The organism is Streptomyces iranensis, assembly GCF_017874715.1.
In the GTDB taxonomy this organism is placed as follows: Bacteria; Actinomycetota; Actinomycetes; order Streptomycetales; family Streptomycetaceae; genus Streptomyces; species Streptomyces iranensis.
The window spans coordinates 213440-231957 of sequence record NZ_JAGGLR010000009.1; the positions used below are offsets into that span (position 1 = coordinate 213440).

An 18518-nucleotide genomic window follows, 5' to 3' on the forward strand; every position below is an offset into this window, starting at 1 on the left:
ACGCTGCCCCCACGACCGGCCGTTGATCCTCGACGGTCGGCTTCCCACTGACCGCCCCGCCTGAATCGGTCATGCCTGGACATCTGAGACCAGGGACCGAGCAGCGCACGATCAGCCTTGGATAGCGAAGACTCAATGTCGTGGTTTGAATCATTCATCCTCGGGCTGGTCCAGGGGTTGACTGAGTTTCTTCCGATCTCCTCCAGCGCCCATCTGCGGCTCACGGCCGCGTTCGCCGGCTGGAACGACCCTGGGCCCGCCTTCACCGCGATCACCCAGATCGGCACGGAGCTCGCGGTGCTCATCTACTTCCGCAAGGACATCGTCAGGATCGTGTCGTCCTGGTTCCGCTCGCTCTTCAGCAAGGAGTGGCGTGGCAACCACGACGCCCAGATGGGCTGGCTGGTGATCGTCGGCTCGCTGCCCATCGGCGTGCTCGGGCTCACCCTCCAGGACGCGATCGAGGGTCCGTTCCGCGATCTGCGGCTCATAGCCACGACCCTCGTGGTCATGGGCGTCGTGCTGGGCTTCGCGGACCGGCGTGCGGCCCGCGATGAGACGGGCGGCCGGCATCGCGTCGCCAGCCAGCGCAAGACGCTCCAGGAGCTGAGCATCCGGGACGGGCTCATATTCGGGGTCTGCCAGGCGATGGCGCTGGTGCCGGGCGTCTCCCGGTCGGGCGCCACGATCAGCGGCGGACTGCTGATGGGCTACACCCGAGAGGCCGCGGCCCGCTACTCCTTCCTGCTCGCGGTGCCGGCGGTGCTGGCCTCGGGCGCCTTCGAGCTGAAGGACGCCTCAGAGGGCCATACCGACTGGGGCCCAACGATCTTCGCGACGGTCATCGCCTTCATTGTCGGCTATGTGGTGATCGCGTGGTTCATGAAATTCATTTCAAGCAAGAGCTTTATGCCGTTTGTGATTTACCGGATCCTGCTGGGCATCGCGCTCTTCGCGCTCATCGGCTTCGGTGTGCTGAGCGCCCACGCGGCCGAGTCGGCAGGCTGACGCACTTCTCGGACATCCGCTCGGGCATCCGCTCGGACATCCCCCGGACAGGCAGGGAGATGGGCCGCCGGCCGAGGAGGGAGGAGTCCGGCGGCCCCTTCGCTCAGGTCTGGCGCCCCCTGAGCGGCATGGGACGAGTCAAGCGCCATACAGGGCGCCAGGGAAGGGTGTGCGGTAGATATATGCAAGCACTCGCATCACACCGGGTGTGAATTCCTCACCCAGCGCACACCCCTGCCCTGAGCTGCGGCCTTACGGGGACGATGGCCCCGACGGTCCGGCGACAATCTCCACCAGCTCACTCAACGAGTCGATCCGCCAGTCGGCCATCGCCGCGTCGGCCGTATCGGCCCACAGATACGCCCACGGCCCCCGGCGGATATGCGCGGCGCGCAGCCCGGCGGCCTTCGCCGGGCGGATGTCGAAGGCCGGGTAGTCACCCACGTACACCGTGTCCCCCGGCGCGGCGCCGCCGAGCTCCAGCACCCGCCGGAAGAATGCCGGATCGGGCTTGACGACCCCCCATCCACTGGACGTCGCCACGGCGTCGACCGGCAGCTCCATTCCCCGCAGCAGCTCCCCCATCCGCAGCGACTGGTTTCCGGCCAGCACCACCCGCAGCCCGGACTCCCGCAGCGCGCCGAGCGCGGACCGTACATCCGGGTACAGATCGGACTCGTCCAGCCGCTCCCCCCGCCCCGCCGCCTCCCGCGCCCGACGCTCGGCGTCGATGTCCACGCCGTCCGGCCGCAGCAGCCGGATGGCGTCCCCGTCGTCCCGCCCCTGCGCCACGACGGCCCCCACCAGCGCGGACAGAGTGTGCCGGGGCACCCCGAGCCAGTCGGCCCAGGAGCCCCAGTAGCGGTCCTCACGGACGAGGGTCGAGCCGATATCGAACACCACGCTCTCCATCACCACGGCCCTCTCCTGTCTCCTGTGGCCCGCGGCTCTCCCGTGGCCCGCGGCCCTCACGCCTTCTCCGGCCCCCGGCCCTCCCAGTCCGCGTAACGGATCCGGGCGAGATCCAGCACCTCACCGACCGTGCCCCATTCGTTCTTCCCCAGCCGGGACAGCGGCCGCAGCCTGGTGACCTCGGCATGCCCGTCGACCATCACCTCGTCGTCGATCACGGCATGCACCACCCGCCCGAAGACCACCGTCGAGTTCCCGAGCCCCATCGTGCTGTGCACCACACACTCCAACGCCACCGGCGACCCCGCCACCCGGGGCGGCTTCACCCGCAAGCTCGCCTCCTGCTCCACCCCCACCGCCTCGAACTCGCTCACCCCGTGCGGAAAGTCCGTCGCGGTCGCGTTGACCTGCTCGAACAGCCCCTCGGGAGCGAGATTCACCACGAACTCCCCGGTGTCCTCGACATTCCGCAGTGAATCCTTACGCCCCACGGAGGTGAACTGCACGACGGGCGGAGCCACGGCCGCGACGGTGAAGAACGAATGCGGGGCGAGGTTCGCGGCACCGCCCTGGCCGACGGTCGACACCCAGGCGATCGGCCGGGGCACGATGACCGAGGTCAGCAGCTTGTAGAAGGGGGTGGAGCCCATGGTCTCGGGGTCGAAGTCAATACGCATGCGCCCAGTATCCGCGCAGGCGGCAGCACATCCCAACGAGGGATCGATCCCATCCCGGGCCCGCAGCGGCCGCGTCTCCCGGCCGGTCGTCGTCGCACCCGGCCGTTGATCAGCGTCGCGTCCCGCTTGCGGCCAGGACCTTTCCAGGGTTGAGGATGTGCCGTGGGTCCAGGGCCGCCTTGACCTCGCGGTGGACGCGCAGTCCAGCCGGTCCGAGTTCCTTGGCGAGCCAGTCTCGCTTGAGCAGGCCCACTCCGTGCTCGCCAGTGATCGTGCCGCCCAGGGCCAGGCCAAGGTCCATGATCGCTCCGAACGCCTCGTGGGCCCGTTGCACCTCGCCCTCGTCGTTCCGGTCGAACAGAACATGGGGATGCACGTTGCCGTCACCGGCGTGCGCAACGGTGGTGACACGGACACCGTGCCGCTCGGCGATCGCGGGGAGCCTCTCGACCATCTCGGCGAGTCTGCGGCGCGGTACGCACACGTCATCGGCGAGGTAGCTGCCGAGTCGCTCCGTGGCGATGCCCACGAGGCGCCGTGCCTGGAGCAGGAGTTCGGCCTCGGCCGGGTCCGTGGCGACCAGCGCTTCGCCGCCGTGCGACTCCGCGATCCGCGCAAAACGTTCCAGGTCCCCGCGCGCCAACTCTCCTCGATCGGACTGGGCGATCAGCATCGCCCCGGCGTCGGAGGGGAAACCGAGGTCCTGGTAGCCCGAAACGACGTCCATCGTGGGACGGTCCATGAACTCGAGGAGGCTGGGGCGCGCCCCGTCCGCCATGAAGTCGGGCACGACGGCGCATGCCGCACCAGCGGTGGGAAAGAACGCGACAGCGGTCAGCGGGCGTTCAGCCGCAGGGCGCAACGCCACCGTCACCTCGGTGATCACGCCGAGGGTGCCTTCGGAACCGACGAAAAGGTGGGTCAGGTCGTATCCGGCCACCCCCTTCGCTGTACGCCGACCGGTGCGCAGGACCGTCCCATCGGCCAGTACGACCGTGAGCCCGCGCACGAAGTCGCCAGTCACACCGTATTTCACACAGCACAGGCCTCCGGCGTTGGTTGCCGCGTTCCCTCCCAGGGTGGATGTCTCCCAGGACGAAGGGTCCGGTGGGTAGAACAGTCCGTGCTCGGCCACAGCCCGTGAGAACACCGCATTGACGACGCCCGCTTCGGCCCGTGCCGTCTGGTCGACGGTGTCTATTTCCAGGATGCGGTCCAGGCGTTCCACCGACAGGAGCAGGCAGCCGTCCACGGCGTTGGCGCCGCCCGCGAGCCCGGTGCGGGCCGCCTGCGGGACGACGGGCACGCTGTGCTCGTACGCTCTCCGCATGACCTCGGCCACCTGCTCGGTCGACCGGGGCCGCACGAGCGCGGCGGGGATACCACTGGGGCAGAACGGGGCGTGGTCGGTGCGGTAGGAGGCGAGGATGTCGGGGTCCGTGGTGTAGGCCTCGGCGGGCAGCTCGCCCGCTATTGAGCGCAGTGCGGAGTCGAGCGAAGTCGGAAGAGACGCGGACGCGGACATGGTCGTACTCCTTGTTCCTGGCGGGTCGTCTGAGATCGCGCTGCCCGCCGCCCGATGTGCTGCGAGACCGTGACCGGCGAGGGTCGGGGTCACCCCCCATCGCCTTCCGGCCGGCGCTCCGTGAACGATCGCTCGCCATGCGCGGCGAACGCGTCCAGTACGGCCCGCAGGTCACCACCGCTGATCACTTCGAGCAGCTCACGGTGGCGCTCCACATGAAGGGTCAGGTCTTCATGGCGGTGCTCGCGCTCGTAAAGGTTCATGGCCATGCACAGGACCAGCTGCCGGTACAGCGAGTCGTAGATCTCGACCAGCCTGCGGTGTCCGGCGAGCATCACGAGGGAGCGGTGGAACTCGTAACCGAGCTGGACGAGTTCGGCGCGATCCTCCTTTTCCGCGCTGCGTCGCATGGCTTCGAGGGCGGCGCGCGGGCCGTCAAGGAGAGACGGGTCGCTCACCGGGACGGCGAGTTCGACGGCGAGCCGCTCCAGGGAGGAGCGCAGGGTCAGAATCTCGTGCACGTCCTGGGCCGAGAGTTCCATGACCGTGGCGCCGCGGCGGGGCGCGATGGAGACGAGGCCCTCCTGTTGCAGCAGGCGCAGCGCCTCGCGCAGCGGCGGCCTGCTGACGCCGAGGTCGGCGGTGAGGCGCTCCTCGACGAGACGATCACCCGGGCGCAGGGCACCGGCGAGGATGCGGCGACGCAGTTCCTCCGCGATCAGCTCGACCATGCTCGGGGGGTCGATCCGGCCGGCCGGGGTGCCGGCCATCGCACCTGCTCGCTGAACGGTCGGGCGGCTGGTGCTCGGTGCTGGTTTCATCGGCGCTCCTCATTCTCCTCGATGGGGCGCGACTCCCTGGGGTGGACGGGGTGTTGCAAGACTCTTGTCTATCCCCAACCAGTCGATGTAGACAATAGACGGAGCGCGATTGAAGACAATAGACGGAGCGCTTCGTATGGGATCAACTGCATGACGTGACATGTCAAGGTTCGATGCGCCGTTCGCGCTCCGATCCCACCGCGCCTCACCGCCCCCACCCGCACGGGCCTCACACTCTGCACCCGCTCCGGGATCGGCCCTGGAGTGCCACTTGCCCCTGGAAGGTATGGCCATGAACAACGCGACACTTCTCACGATGTACGACGGACACGTAAGGTCCCGCACCAGGCGGCGGAACGGGTCCACCAGCGCTTCGTGCGCCGGCCCGGCCCGCTGAGGTGCCGGACATGTCGCACGGAGATCAACCGGCCGAAGCCCGGCCGCATGCCGTATCCGTCGGCTTCGTCGGACTTGGCAATATCGGCCTGCCCATGGCCCGCGCGCTCACCGGAGCGGGACACGCCCTCCGCGTACACGACTTGGACCCGCAGCGGATGCAAGCCGCCGAGGACACGGGCATGACCGCGGCGACAGGCGGTGTGAAGGATCTCGCCGGATGCGCGGTCGTTGCCCTGGCCGTCTCCGACGACGCTGCCACGTGCCAGATCTTGACGGGCGACTCGGGACTCCTCGCCTCGCTGGCACCTGGCTCTCTGGTGCTGCTTCACTCGACGCTGCTGCCCGCCACGGTTCACCGGATAGGGCAGGAGGCACAGGCACACGGTGTGGAACTGGTCGAGGCGCCTGTCAGCGGGGGCGCGGAGCGGGCGCTGCGCGGAGAACTGACGGTCATGGCCGGTGGGAGTGAGGCGGCCTTGACCCTTGCCCGCCCCTACCTGGAGGCGATCGCCACCGAGACCGTTCACATTGGGCCGTTGGGCGCCGGAGCGGTGGCCAAACTCGCCAACCAGCTGATGATGTTCTCCGCGCTGGCGGGTGCCTACGAGGCATTGGACCTGGCGAAGGCGTATGGCGTCGATGCCGAGGCCGTTTTGCGGGCCGTGGGCTCCAGCACCGGCGACTCCTGGGTCACCCGGGAATGGGGCTTTTTCGAAGATGTCGCCGCCGCGTACGACCGCGGTGGCGTCCCGCGCCACCAGCGCTCCTGGTCCAAGGACCTGTGGGACGTGCTCTCCATCGCCCGCGATGTCCAGCTGCCCGTGCCGTATGCGGCGCTACTGGCCCAGACACTGGCGCAGCGCATCGAGCGCCGGAGCGCCGAGCAGAACTGACACCCGCACAGCGGCCGCCCCGCGAACAGCTACGTCGCCGAATCCGAGGGGGACTCCAGCAATGACACCCACCGACACCACCGCCCGTACCGACGCTCGTACTGCCCCGCGGCCCGGTGCCCTGGATGGTGTGCGCGTCGTCGACCTCACCCAGGTGATGGCGGGCCCCTTCGCCACGATGCTCCTCGCCGACCTCGGCGCGGACGTCATCAAGGTCGAACAGCCGGGGTCCGGAGACCAGACGCGCGTCTCCTGGGGCTATCCGCCGCCCGGCCGTGACAGTCCCGCCTTCCACGCACTCAATCGCAACAAACGCAGCGTCACCCTGGACCTCGGCTCAGAGCAGGGGAAGTCGGGCTTCCGCCGGCTCCTGGCGGACGCCGACATCGTCGTCGAGAACTTCCGTCCCGGTGTCGCGGCCCGTCTCGGTGTCGACTACGACTCCGTACGCGCGATCAAGCCCGACATCGTCTATGCCTCCGTCTCCGGCTTCGGCCAGTACGGTCCCTACGCGGAGCGCCCCGGCTACGACCTCATCGCCCAGGGCATGGCGGGTGCCATCAGCATCACCGGCGACCCCGATGGCGCCCCGGTCAAATGCGGACTGCCTGTCGGGGACCTCGGTGCGGGGCTGTTCTGCCTCTACGGCATCCTCGGCGCCCATATCCACCGGCTGCGCACCGGAGAGGGCCAGTACCTGGAGACCTCCCTGTACGAGGCCGTACTCGCCCTGTCCGTATGGGAATCCACGGAGTTCTTCAGCACCGCGAAGGCACCCGAGCGCCTCGGTTCGGCCAACCGCATGTCCGCGCCCTACCAGGTGGTGCGCGCCGCCGACGGACACCTCACCATCGCCGCCAACAACCAGCGCCTGTGGCAGCGACTGTGCCAGGCGCTCGGCTTGGAGCACCTGGCCGGGGACGAGCGGTTCGCCACCAACATGGCCCGCATGGAACACCGACCCGAACTGATCGCCCTCATCGAGGGCAGGCTTGCCGCCACCACCGTCGAGGAGGCGGTGAATCTCCTCCTCGACGCGGGTGTCCCCGCCGGCCCCATCCTCGACTACGCCCACATCCTCGCGCACGACCCGCATGCGAAGGTCCGGGCGATGGTTGAGGAGTACGAGCACCCTGTCGAAGGACCCACTCGCGTCCTCGGCTTCCCCGTCAAACTCGGGCGCACCCCGGCCCGCATCCGTCGCCACCCGCCGCTGCTCGGCGAGCACAACGCCGAACTGCTCATGCCCGCCCCGGCGGAGCCCCGATGACCGGCCACTCCGAACCACACGTTCGCTGGGAACGCGACGGAACCCATACCGCCTGCCTCACGTTTTCCCACCCCCGCCTGCGCAACGCTCTGACCCTCTCCATGTACGACGAACTGGAGAAGGCGTGCGACGAGATCGACGCCGCCGACGGCGTGCGCGTCACGGTAGTACGCGGCGCGGGTGAGGCGGCCTTCGCCGCCGGAACCGACATCCGCGAGTTCACCAGCTTCACTTCGGGCGCCGACGGCATCGCCTACGAACACCGCGTGGGCCGCGCCGTGGACCGTCTCGCCGCCCTCCGCATGCCCACGATAGCCATCGTGCGGGGACCGGCCGTCGGAGCCGGCACGATCCTCGCCGCGAGCTGTGACATCGTCCTGGCCACCCCGGATGCCACCTTCGGCGCTCCCATCGGCCGCACCCTGGGCAACTGTCTCGCCCCCGCGGCACTCGCCCGCCTGTACACGGGCTTCGGCCGCTCCCGCACCCTCCAAGCGCTCTACACCGCCCAACTGATCACCGCGGCGCAGGCCCACGAAACGGGCTTCGTCAGCGAGATCGTCCCGCCCGAGGCTCTGGAGGAGCGCGCTGCCGAGCTCTCCTCCCGGATCGCCGGTTGCGCCCCCCTCACCCTTGCCGCCCTGAAGGAGGCCGATCGCAGAGTCCTGGCCACGACGGTCCCCGCGCACGCCGACGACCTGTACGCGACGTGCTACGGCAGCCGCGACTTCGCCGAGGGAGTCACCGCGTTTCTCACCAAGCGCGCCCCCGTCTGGGAAGGTCGATGATGGACCGGACTTTCACGGTCGACGCGCACCACCACTTCTGGCGAAGCGCCCGCCAGCCGCAGCCCTGGCGAACCTCCCACCACGCCATCCTCGCCCGTGACTTCGAGCCGGCTGACCTGGAACCGGCGCTGAAGGACAGCGGTATCGACGGCACGGTCCTCATCCAGTCCGCCGACCTGCCCGAAGAGAACGAGCGCATGCTCGCGTACGCGGCCCAGGCGCCCTGGGTACGCGGTGTCGTCGCCTGGCTTCCGCTCCACGATCCGCCCACGGCCCGAGCCCTCCTCGCAGAGCTGCGCGCCCACCCCCTGATCCGCGGGGTGCGGTGCCTCATCGGCCGCGACGACGCCGAATGGCTCACTGCCCCCGCCACACTCGCCCTCTTCCGTGAACTCGCCGATGCCGACCTGGCCTGGGACATCGTCCCCGTCACCGAAGCCCAGGCCCGACAAGTCGCCGGCGTCGCCGAAGCCGTCCCGCAACTCCGCGTCATCATCGACCATCTGGGCCGTCCCCCGCTGGATGCCATGGCCACCGGCGGCGACCACGAGGTCTGGGGACCGTGGCGGGACCGTATCGCCGCCCTTGGCCGGCTACCCAACCTGGCACTGAAACTCTCCGTGGGCATCGACGTCCTCACCACCTGGCGCACCTGGTCATCCGCCGCCCTCCACCACCCGGCGGCGCACGCACTGCGTCACTTCGGAGCCCACCGGGTGATGCTGGCGAGCAACTGGCCCGTCATCACACTCCACCGCAGCCACAGCGGCGCCTGGAACGATCTCTCCGAGGTGGCCCGCCACGCCCTCCCCACCGACGAGCGGGCGCTGGCCGCCCTCCGCGGAGGCACCGCGATGCGCTGGTACGGCCTGAAGCCCTGAGGCGCGGTCGAAGCCTCCACGATCCAAGCCCACTGGCCTGGGCCTGGTTCCACCTGCCCACACCACCCGTTGCACCCCCACTCACCAGAAGGGAAACCCATGCGTATCGCCCTGGGCAACGACCACGCGGGCCTTGCTCTCAAGGACCACGTACGCAAGGTCCTCGAAGAACTCGGCCACGAAGTCACCGACTTCGGCACCCACGACGACCAGCCCGTCGACTTTCCCGATATCACCCGCGCCACTTGTGAGCCCGTCCGCACCGGAAGGGCCGACCGGGCAGTCCTCGTCTGCGGAACCGGCGTGGGCGCCGTGATCGCCGCGAACAAGATCCCAGGAATCCGCTGCGTCCTGGGTCACGACACCTACTCCGCCCACCAGGGCGTGGAACACGACGACACGAATGCGATCGCCATGGGCGCGTGGCTCATCGGCCCGGCACTGGCACGGGAGGCCCTGGTCGCGTTCCTGGGAGCCCGCTTCGACAACGACGAGGCAACCGCACGCCGCGTCGCCAAGCTGCACGAAATGGAACGCGACGCCGCGGCGGAACTCACCCGCTCCGCCTGACCACGACGCCCCGGCCGGCCATCCCCGGACACGAAGAAGGACACCCATGCCTGACTCGTTTGTGCTACGCCATCCCCAAGACGTCGCCTCACTGGTGAACAGCGGCCGCATCCGCGGCGGCAATGCCAAGTTCGTCGTCGTCATCGCGCTTGCCGGCATCTTCATGGACGCCTACGACTTCACATCGATCGCCTTCGGCCTCAGCTACGTCCAGGAAGCCTTCAACCTGTCCTCGCTCATGCTGGGCATCACCGCGGGCGCCATCCTGGTCGGCGCGCTGATCGGCTCCCTGCTGGGCGGAACACTCATGGACCGCATCGGCCGCGAGAAGGTGTTCACCGCCGACCTCGTCGTGCTGATCATCGCCACCCTCCTGTGCGCGATCGCGCCCAACGCCTGGTTCTTCCTCGCCGCCCGCTTCCTGATGGGCATCTCGGTGGGCATCGACTACCCGGTCGCCTTCAGCTTCATCGCCGAGTACTCCTCGCACCGGAACAAAGGCAGGGCACTCAACCTGTACGCCCCCGTCTGGTACGTGGCGGTGGGATCCACCTTCGTCCTTCTCCTCATCGGCTACTACGTCTTTCAGGCGCTGTCCTGGGACATCGGGGAACTTTGGCGCGTGGTCGTCGGGTTCGGAGTGGTGCCCACCGCGGCGGTCCTCTACCTCCGGCGCAAGTACCTGACGGAGTCCCCGACCTGGGCGGCCATGAACGGAGACCTGCACGAGGCGGCAGCCATCCTGCGCAAGGCCTACGGCGTGGACGTCACCGTCGCCGACGACGCCGTGCTGCGCATGCCGAAGCGCACACGCACCGAACCGGTTCTGCAGAGCTTCGGCCGGCTGTGGAACCGCACCTATCGTCCGCGTACGCTCCTCGCCCTTGTGGTCAACTTCTGCCAGGGCGCGGAGTACTACGCGGTCGGCTTCTCCATCGGGGTGGTGACTCAACAGGTATTCGGCCAGACCATCCTGACCGGCATTGTCGGCCCTCTCGCCTTCAATCTGCTGTTCGGAGTCGGCGGCGGACTGCTCTCCACCTGGCTCGCACCCCGGGTACGCATCAGCAGACTCGCCCTCTGGGGCTTCTGCGGAACCACGGCCTCCTTGCTGCTGGTCAATCTCTTCGGCAAGGAGCCGTTCGACGGCGCCATCTGGATCGCCGCCCTGTTCCTCGGCGTGTTCATCTTCTCCCATGCCGCCGGCCCTGGAACCCAGGGAGCGGTTATCGCCACCTTGTCCTATCCGACCTCGATCAGAGGAGTGGGCGTCGGCTTCGCCCAGTTCGGCAACCGCATCGGCGGCACCATCGGCTTGGTGGCGTGGCCCGCGCTGACCGCGGCATACGGCCTCGACGCACTGCTGTGGCTCGCCCTGATGCCATTCGCGGGACTGCTCTGTCTGCTGGTCATCCGCTGGGACCCGACAGACGAGGACGTGGACGCGGAGGACTACGACACCGCGACCGGTGTCGTTCCCGCCGCAGGACCTACCACACCCCAGACCCCCGTCTCCCCTGGAGGAACGCTGTGACCGACACACCAGACACCACACACCCGGCCGGCCCCTCCCGGCTCCCCGCTCCCGCCGCTGGGCCCGTGGCCTTCGTGGGCCTCGGCGTCATGGGCCTGCCCATGGCACGCAATATCGCGGCCGCCGGTATCGAACTGTGCGTCTACGACGCGTCGTCGCAGGCCTGCGACAGGGCCCGCGGCCAAGGGCTCAAGGTCGCGGGCACCCTTGCGCGGGCGCTCGAGGGAGCGTCCACGGTGATCACCATGCTGCCGGACACCCCTCACGTACGGGAGGTACTACTCGGTCCTGGCGGAGTCCTCGAGTACTGCGCCGAGGGAACGGTGGTCGTGGACATGAGTACGATCTCGCCCCTTGCCACACAAGAGCTCGCGGCCGAACTCGCCGACCGGCGGCTCGCCTTGGTCGACGCGCCCGTCAGCGGCGGGGTGCGCGGAGCGGTATCGGGAGCACTGTCCATCATGGCGGGAGGCACGGCCGAGGCGCTGGCCCGCGTCCGTCCCGTACTGGAGACCATGGGCTCGACCACCGATGTGGGCCCGGTCGGTTCAGGGCAAGTGGTCAAGGCCTGCAATCAGGTCGCGGTGGCGCTCGCCATCCAGGCGGCGTGCGAGGCGTTCACCCTGGGTTCCCGCTTCGGCGTGCAACCGCAAGTGCTGCGTCAAGCGCTCCTGGGCGGCGCCGCGTCGTCCTGGGTACTCGAACATCTCGCCCCGCAGATGATCGACGGGGACGACAGCGCGGGATTCCGTGTCGCCCTCCAGGTCAAGGATCTGCGCATCGCGGTGGACACGGCGGCGGCCCAGGGCATGCCGCTACCCGGGGCGTCCGGGGTGCTGCAGCTGTACCTGGAGGCCATGTCACACGGGCAGGAGGCCGACGGTAACCAGGCCCTCGCACGTGTCTACGAACGCATGGCGCACGTCCGTATCGCCTCACCGATGAACACATCCAGCAGCGACACTTCGGTGACCTTCTAATCCAGGACGCGGCCCTTGGTTTCCGGCAGTAGCCAGATGAACAGGAGGGTCAGGACGGTACAGATCATCACCACGGTGACGATTGCCCTGCCCAGCCCGCTTCCCGCCGCTGCCCAGCCGATGAACGCCGGGCTGAACGCCGCGACACCGCGCCCGACGTTGTACGTGACGCCCGCGCCGGTGCCGCGGACGCGTGCCGGGAACAGCTCGGTGAACAGGGCGCCCTTGCCTGACGCCTGGGCCGAGATGAAGAAGCCGACCACGAACGCGAGCAGCAGGTTGTACCAGAGGGCATCGAGCGGAACTGCCATGAACAGGAATCCGAACACTGTCGTTCCCAGATAGAAAACCGTGAACGCCCAGCGTCGTCCGATGCGGTCGTGCAGGTGGCCGCCGAGCACATAGCCGAGCCAGTTCCCGGCGATCATGAACCAGATGTACATTGCGGTGTCGCTGACGCTGAGCCCACGGTCTTCCTTCAGGTACAGCGGAATCCAGGTCTGCATCGCGTAGGTGCTTGCCAGACCGCTCGCACCGAACAGCGTGCCCAACACGGTGTGTTTGCGTAGTCCTGGAGCGAAAAGCTCGGCGAATGCGCCCTGTTCGCGCGGCTTCCGTTGCACCTGGGTCGTCGGCACGTCGCGTAGCTTCCGCCGGATCAGCAGAGCCACCAGCGCGGGCAGGACGCCGGTCACAAACATCACCCGCCACGCGGCCGTCTCCGGCAACCAGGCGTTGCTGAGCAGGTAGGCGAGGTTCGCGCCGGCCCAGCCCACGGACCACGCGGACTGGATCCATGCCAGCACCCTCCCCCGGCGCTCCGGAGCCGCGTATTCCGCCATGAGCGCGGCACCCACCGGCCATTCGGCACCGAAGAAGAGACCTTCGAGCGTGTGCCACAACAGCAGCTGCTCGAAGTTCTGCGAGGTGGCGGTGAGGCCCGTGAACAGGGCGTAAGCGCCGATTACCAGTACCAGGACCTGGACCCGGCCGAAGCGGTCCGCCAGCCTGCCGCCGACCACGCCGCCGACAGCGGAGCTGATGAGCGCGCAGGAGGTGGCCAACCCGCCCTGCCCCGTGGTGAGGCCGAATGTGGCGATGATCCCGCCGAGGGCGAGGGGGAACATCTGGTTGGTGAATCCGTCCAGGCCCCAGCCGGTCCAGGTTGCCCAGGTCACCCGCCGAACGAGGGATCTGTCGACGCCGGCGGAAGAGGGAGCAGTCGATGTGGTGGTCATGCGTGCACTCCGATCGGTCAATACCAGGGTTCGATCAGCGCCGTGGGACCGCGGTCACTCAGTCGGCCGACCGGAATCCGTAGAGGTCGCGTGCCGCTTGCTCGGTGATTCGCCCATTGCGCAGGTCCTCGCGCACCCGTTCCGGACTACGTGAGGCCGGGTCGCCGAAGCCACCGCTGCCGGGGCTTTCCACCCGGAGTACATCGCCCTGGCGCAGCTGTACGCCGGACACCCGCCCGCCCGGCAGCCGGTGCTCGTCGTCCCGGCCGGGGTTGACGATGAAGCGTCCGAGACTCCCGTCGTGACCGCCGTTCAGGCCCCATGGCCGGGTTGCCTGCCGGTCGGCATGCGCGGAGAATTCCGCACTGTCACCGAGGATGCGTACGTCCCGGCGCACTCCGAGGCCGCCGCGGTGGGTGCCCGCGCCGCCGGAGTCGGGTATCAGCTCGTAGGTGTCGACCAGCAGCGGGTATTCCTGTTCCAGCGCCTCGATCGGCAGGTTCGAGGAGTTGGTGATGTGCACTTGGACAGCGTCCAGACCGTCCTTCGTAGTCCGGGCACCGCCGCCCCCGGCGACCACCTCCGGGTAGACGAAGAAGTCGCCGTCGCACTCCCCGGAGAACGTCACATAGGTGACGGTGCTGTGGCTGGCGGCAGGAACCCGCTCCGGTACCGCGGCGGCCAGCGCGCCCAGTACCACGTCGGCCACCCGCTGGCAGGTGTCGGTGCGGGCGGTCACCGGCGCGGGCTCGACCGGGTTGACGATGCTGCCGTGCGGCGCGTCGATCCGCACCGCGTCGAAAAACCCGCCGTTGGGCGGAATTCCCGGATCCAGCACGGCCTTCAGCGCATAGTAGACGGTCGCTTCCAGCGCCGGGCGCACCACGTTGATGCCGACCGGCGACTGCGGACCGGTACCCGCGAAGTCCAGCGAAACGTGTTCGCCGTCAACGGTGATCGCCACCGCGATCGCGGTGGCGGGGCCGTCGCTGGGGTCCATCAGGTCGTGGAATCGGTACGTACCGTCCGGGACCTCGCGCAACGCCGCCGCCAGCCGCTTGCGGGAGTGGTCGAGCAGGTATGCGGTGGCCGCGCCGACCGTCTCCCGGCCATGGCGCCGGTGCACCTCGCGCAGCTGCCGCTCCCCGATCTCCACCGAGGCCAGCTGGGCGAGCATGTCACCGCGCCGCTCCTGGGGCAGCCGCGAGTTCAGCCCGATGAATGCCAACGGCGCCTGCTCGACACCGTCCATCGTGGCGAACTTGACCAGCGGAATGCGCAGGCCCTCCTGAAAAAGCGAGTTCGAGTCACCGGCGTTACTGCCAGGAACCCGGCCGCCGATGTCGGAGTGGTGCGCGATGTTCGCGCTGTAGCCGATCAACTCACCGTCGGCGAACACCGGTTTGACCATGGTGATGTCCGGCAGATGGGTGCCGCCGCCGTGGTAGGGATCGTTGGTGATGAACACATCCCCCGGCCGCACTGTCAGCTCGGAGGCCACCAGCGAGTCGATCAGGCCGGTCATCGATCCCATGTGGATCGGCATGTTCTCGGCCTGCGCGACCAACTTGCCGTGCTCATCGAACAGCGCAGTCGAACAGTCCGAGCGTTCCTTGATGTTCGTCGAGTAGCTCGCCCGGCGCAGCACCGCGCCCATCTCCTCGGCGACGGTCACCAGGGACGCGCCGATCACCTGCACTGTGATGGGGTCGAGAGTCTTCATCGCTGCTCCACTTCGATGATGAGGTTGCCGTAGCGGTCGACGCGCGCGGTGGCGTCCGGGGTGATGACCGTGGTGGTGTCGAGCTGTTCGACGATCGCCGGGCCCGGCAGTACGGTGCCCGCCCGCAGGCCCGTGCGGTCGTAGACCGGGGTGTCAACCGGGCCGGACGCGTCGAAGTCGACCCGGCGGCGGCCGATCAGCGCTTCCCCTGACTCGGAGCCTTCCGCGATGGCCGGCAGCTCCGGCTTGTCGACCGCCGCGGCGGCGGTCAGCTGCACTTCCACGATCTGCACCCGAGCGTCGCGGTGTGCGAAGCCGTAGCTCTTGGCGTGCAGGTCATGGAACGCCGCTACGATCTCGGCCACCGCACCGGAGTCGAACCGCGCCGCGTCGATCACCCGCTGCGGCAAGGCAACCGACAGCTCGAAATTCTGCCGGGCGTAGCGCATCTTGGCTTCTCCGGTGATCTTCGTGTCCGCACCGGGCGGCGCTTCGGATGCCAGCCAGCCACGAGCCGATTCGTACACCTCGTGCAGCACCTCGTTGAGCTTGTCGGGGTCGCGCTCGTCGGCCTCCTCCAGCACGGCCTTGGCGAACTCGGTGCGGATGTCGGTGACGAGCAGTCCCAGCGCGCACAGCGTGCCCGGATTCGGCGGCACCAGCACGGTGCTCATGCCGACCTCGTGAGCGACCTCGACCGCGTGCAGCGGGCCGGCCCCGCCGAAGGCGACCAGGACATAACCGCGCGGGTCTTCGCCCGCCTCCACCGAAACCTTGCGCACCGCTCCGGCCATGTTGACCGCCGCGATCCGCCCGATGCCGCGTGCGGCCACCGACCGGTCGGCCCCCATCGCCCGCGCGACGCTGTCCACGGCACGCCCGGCTGCCGCGTAGTCCACGGCGAGCGCGCCGCCCAGGACGTACTCCGGGTTCAACCGTCCACGGAGGACATTCGCGTCGGTGACGGTCGGTTCGACGCCGCCCCGCCCGTAGGCGGCCGGGCCGGGCTGCGAACCGGCGCTGCTCGGGCCGACCTCCAGCGCCCCGCCGGAGTCCACCCGGGCGATGCTGCCGCCGCCGGCACCGACGGTGTGGATGTCCAGCGACGGCGTGCGGACCGGGCGGTGGTTGATCCGGCGCTGCGAGGACACCAGTGCCCGCCCGTCGCGTACGAGGCAGACATCGGTGCTGGTACCGCCCATATCGAAGGTGATCAGGTTGGAGAAACCGGCCTGCCCGGCCACATGCGAAGCCGCGACGACGCCCGCCGAAGGCCCGGACAACAGCGTGGTCACCGGGTACCGGCTCACCGAGTCCAGCGACATCATGCCGCCGCTGGAGCCGATCACCCTGGGCTCGACCGGCACCCCGGTCGCCCGGATCCGCTCGGCCAGCCGCGACATATACCGGTTGATCTTCGGGCCGACGTAGGCGTTGACCACGGTGGTCGAGAACCGCTCGAACTCCCGGAACACCGGCGCCACCTCGGCGGAGGCACACACGTAGACCTCCGGTAGAGCGGCCCGCAACCGGTCGGCGACCTCCCGTTCGTGGTCTCCGTTGCGGTAACTGTGCAGGAAGCAGACCGCAACCGCCTCGGGCTCCGCCTCGCGGACCCGATCCACCGCGGCGGCGATGTCGTCCTCGTCCAGCGGGGTGAGCACCTTGCCTTCCGCGGACATCCGCTCGACGACCGCGTGCACCAGCGACCTCGGGACCAGCGAAGGCGCCTTGTCCGCGTCCATGTCGTAGAGGTCGGGGCGTTGCTGGCGGCCGATCTCCAGGATGTCCCGCAGTCCCGTGGTGGTCACCAAAGCGGTGAGTGCGCCGTTGGACTCCAGTACGGTGTTGGTCGCAACGGTGGTGCCGTGCCCGAGATATCCGACCTCCCCGGGGTCCGCGTCGGCTTGTCGCAGTACCGCACGGACACCTTCGGCGACCGCCACGGACTGGTCGTCGGTGGTCGAAGGCAGCTTGTGGATGTAAAACCGGCCTGTAGCCGCGTCCAGGGCGGTCACGTCGGTGAACGTGCCGCCGACGTCGATTCCGATGCGGAGCATGGAAATCCCTTCGGGATGGAGATCAGGCCAGCCGCGACAGCGACAGGTGGTCAATGGGGACATCGGTACGGCCGGTCAGCAGCAGGTCCACGGCGGACCTGGCGAACACCGGAGCCAGCTTGAAACCGTGCCCGGAGAACCCGCCCATGATCAGGACATTGGGCCGCTCCGGGTCGCGGCCGATGATGCCGTGGTTGTCCGCGGTGTAGCCCTCCATGAACGTACGCACCACGGCGGGCCGCGTCGGCAGGCCGTTCAGGCACCGCGACACCGCAGCCGACACACGCGGGACATATTCCGGCTCCACCACCGGGTCGAGCCGGTCCGGATCGTCCACAACGGACTTCGGCACATGCAGGTTGATCTTCAGGCCACCACCGACGTCCGGGAAGAAGGAGAAGGTGTTCTCCCCGCTGCTGCGGCGGATTCCCACCGGGAAGTGCTCGGGAGCCCATCCCGGTCCGGCATCGAACCAGCACAGCACGGCGCGGCGGATCTCGACCTCGCGCGCAAGCCTCGGCACGCTGCGGGTGATCCAAGGGCCGGTGCACACGACCGCCTGGTCGAACTTCTCGACCTTGACTTCGTCGCCCCGGCGGTAGTGGACGGCCACACCGGTGTCGGTGTCGACGACATCGACGACGGAGTGGCCGGTATGGATCAACGCACCGGCTTTCTGGGCGAGCAGGGCGGTTTCGGTCACCGCGCGGTGCGGATGCAGCAGCCCACCCTGCCGGTCGAGTAGCACCACGTCGTCGTCGAAGAGCCGGTGCTGCGGAAACCGGCGCGCCGTCTGACGGTGGTCGAGCCGCTCGACGTCGAGTCCCCATTGCTCGGACACGTCGACGACGGTGCGCACATCGGGATCCTGCGCCGACCCGATGGTCAGCGCCCCGCACGGATCGAGCAGCCTGACGCCGGCCTGCGCGCCGAGCCGGTCCCACGCGCGCCGGGCCTCGCGCAACAAGGGCACGTAACTGCCGCCCTCCTTGTAGGCGACGCGGAAGATACGGGTTTCCCCGCCCGCGGCGCCCCGTTCGTGGCCGACGTCGAACTGCTCGAACCCGGTCACAGGCACGCCGATGGTCGCGAGCCTGTGCAAGACCTGGCTGCCCATCGTGCCCACGCCGATGACGGCGACTCTCGGCTGGTGGCGTGGTTTCATCGCTGTCTCCGCAGGTGTCGGGAGCCGTTTGCGCGAGGAACGTAGCATTCACATCACACACAGACAATGGATGA

Annotated in this window: 16 protein-coding genes; 8 read left to right on the top strand and 8 right to left on the bottom strand. The window is 68.8% G+C overall.

What is annotated here, in order from left to right; all coding sequences use genetic code 11:
- Nucleotides 1-135 precede the first annotated feature (135 nt).
- Nucleotides 136-1008 (top strand): undecaprenyl-diphosphate phosphatase, encoded by an 873-nt coding sequence (locus J2Z30_RS18485; RefSeq protein ID WP_044568209.1) that lies wholly within the window; start codon nt 136-138, stop codon nt 1006-1008.
- Nucleotides 1009-1260: 252 nt separating this feature from the next.
- On the opposite strand, the gene J2Z30_RS18490 is transcribed toward J2Z30_RS18485, so the two are convergent.
- The 4 genes from J2Z30_RS18490 to J2Z30_RS18505 form a co-directional block, all read right to left on the bottom strand.
- The gene (locus tag J2Z30_RS18490; protein WP_044581012.1) at nt 1261-1920 is read right to left on the bottom strand and encodes an HAD family hydrolase; all 660 of its coding nucleotides are present in this window, start codon (nt 1918-1920) and stop codon (nt 1261-1263) included.
- Between the two features lie 56 nt (nt 1921-1976).
- Complete coding sequence (locus tag J2Z30_RS18495; protein WP_044568210.1) at nt 1977-2597, bottom strand: flavin reductase family protein; 621 nt, start codon at nt 2595-2597, stop codon at nt 1977-1979.
- Between the two features lie 109 nt (nt 2598-2706).
- Complete coding sequence (locus J2Z30_RS18500; protein ID WP_078956495.1) at nt 2707-4122, bottom strand: FAD-binding oxidoreductase; 1416 nt, start codon at nt 4120-4122, stop codon at nt 2707-2709.
- Between the two features lie 89 nt (nt 4123-4211).
- The gene (locus tag J2Z30_RS18505) at nt 4212-4943 is read right to left on the bottom strand and encodes a GntR family transcriptional regulator (protein ID WP_209468733.1); all 732 of its coding nucleotides are present in this window, start codon (nt 4941-4943) and stop codon (nt 4212-4214) included.
- Between the two features lie 407 nt (nt 4944-5350).
- Between J2Z30_RS18505 and J2Z30_RS18510 the strand changes: the two genes are divergently transcribed.
- The 7 genes from J2Z30_RS18510 (at nt 5351) to J2Z30_RS18540 (ending at nt 12258) form a co-directional block, all read left to right on the top strand.
- Nucleotides 5351-6235, top strand: a complete 885-nt coding sequence (locus J2Z30_RS18510; protein WP_044568212.1) for an NAD(P)-dependent oxidoreductase — start codon at nt 5351-5353, stop codon at nt 6233-6235.
- Between the two features lie 61 nt (nt 6236-6296).
- A complete protein-coding gene (locus tag J2Z30_RS18515) occupies nt 6297-7505 on the top strand; it encodes a CaiB/BaiF CoA transferase family protein (protein WP_044568213.1) in 1209 nt (402 codons plus the stop codon).
- Nucleotides 7502-8293: an enoyl-CoA hydratase gene (locus tag J2Z30_RS18520; protein WP_044568214.1), complete on the top strand. Its 792-nt coding sequence runs from the start codon at nt 7502-7504 to the stop codon at nt 8291-8293. Before J2Z30_RS18515 ends, J2Z30_RS18520 begins: the two co-directional genes overlap by 4 nt.
- A complete protein-coding gene (locus tag J2Z30_RS18525; protein ID WP_078956496.1) occupies nt 8290-9174 on the top strand; it encodes an amidohydrolase family protein in 885 nt (294 codons plus the stop codon). The genes J2Z30_RS18520 and J2Z30_RS18525 overlap by 4 nt, the downstream gene beginning before the upstream one ends.
- A gap of 99 nt (nt 9175-9273) precedes the next feature.
- The gene (locus J2Z30_RS18530) at nt 9274-9744 is read left to right on the top strand and encodes an RpiB/LacA/LacB family sugar-phosphate isomerase (protein ID WP_044568215.1); all 471 of its coding nucleotides are present in this window, start codon (nt 9274-9276) and stop codon (nt 9742-9744) included.
- Nucleotides 9745-9790: 46 nt separating this feature from the next.
- Nucleotides 9791-11278: an MFS transporter gene (locus J2Z30_RS18535; protein ID WP_044568216.1), complete on the top strand. Its 1488-nt coding sequence runs from the start codon at nt 9791-9793 to the stop codon at nt 11276-11278.
- Nucleotides 11275-12258, top strand: coding sequence for an NAD(P)-dependent oxidoreductase (locus tag J2Z30_RS18540; RefSeq protein ID WP_209468734.1), 984 nt, complete (start codon nt 11275-11277; stop codon nt 12256-12258). The genes J2Z30_RS18535 and J2Z30_RS18540 overlap by 4 nt, the downstream gene beginning before the upstream one ends.
- Here the strand turns inward: J2Z30_RS18540 and J2Z30_RS18545 are convergent.
- From J2Z30_RS18545 to solA, 4 genes are read right to left on the bottom strand one after another with little or no spacing between them, the layout of a single operon-like run.
- Nucleotides 12255-13496, bottom strand: a complete 1242-nt coding sequence (locus tag J2Z30_RS18545) for an MFS transporter (RefSeq protein ID WP_245388139.1) — start codon at nt 13494-13496, stop codon at nt 12255-12257. The genes J2Z30_RS18540 and J2Z30_RS18545 overlap by 4 nt on opposite strands.
- A gap of 58 nt (nt 13497-13554) precedes the next feature.
- Nucleotides 13555-15219, bottom strand: a complete 1665-nt coding sequence (locus tag J2Z30_RS18550) for a hydantoinase B/oxoprolinase family protein (RefSeq protein ID WP_044568218.1) — start codon at nt 15217-15219, stop codon at nt 13555-13557.
- Entirely contained in the window at nt 15216-17279 is a 2064-nt protein-coding gene (locus J2Z30_RS18555; RefSeq protein WP_044568219.1) for a hydantoinase/oxoprolinase family protein, read from the bottom strand. Before J2Z30_RS18555 ends, J2Z30_RS18550 begins: the two co-directional genes overlap by 4 nt.
- A 22-nt stretch (nt 17280-17301) precedes the next feature.
- Nucleotides 17302-18492: an N-methyl-L-tryptophan oxidase gene (gene solA / locus J2Z30_RS18560; protein ID WP_308279956.1), complete on the bottom strand. Its 1191-nt coding sequence runs from the start codon at nt 18490-18492 to the stop codon at nt 17302-17304.
- Nucleotides 18493-18518 lie beyond the last annotated feature (26 nt).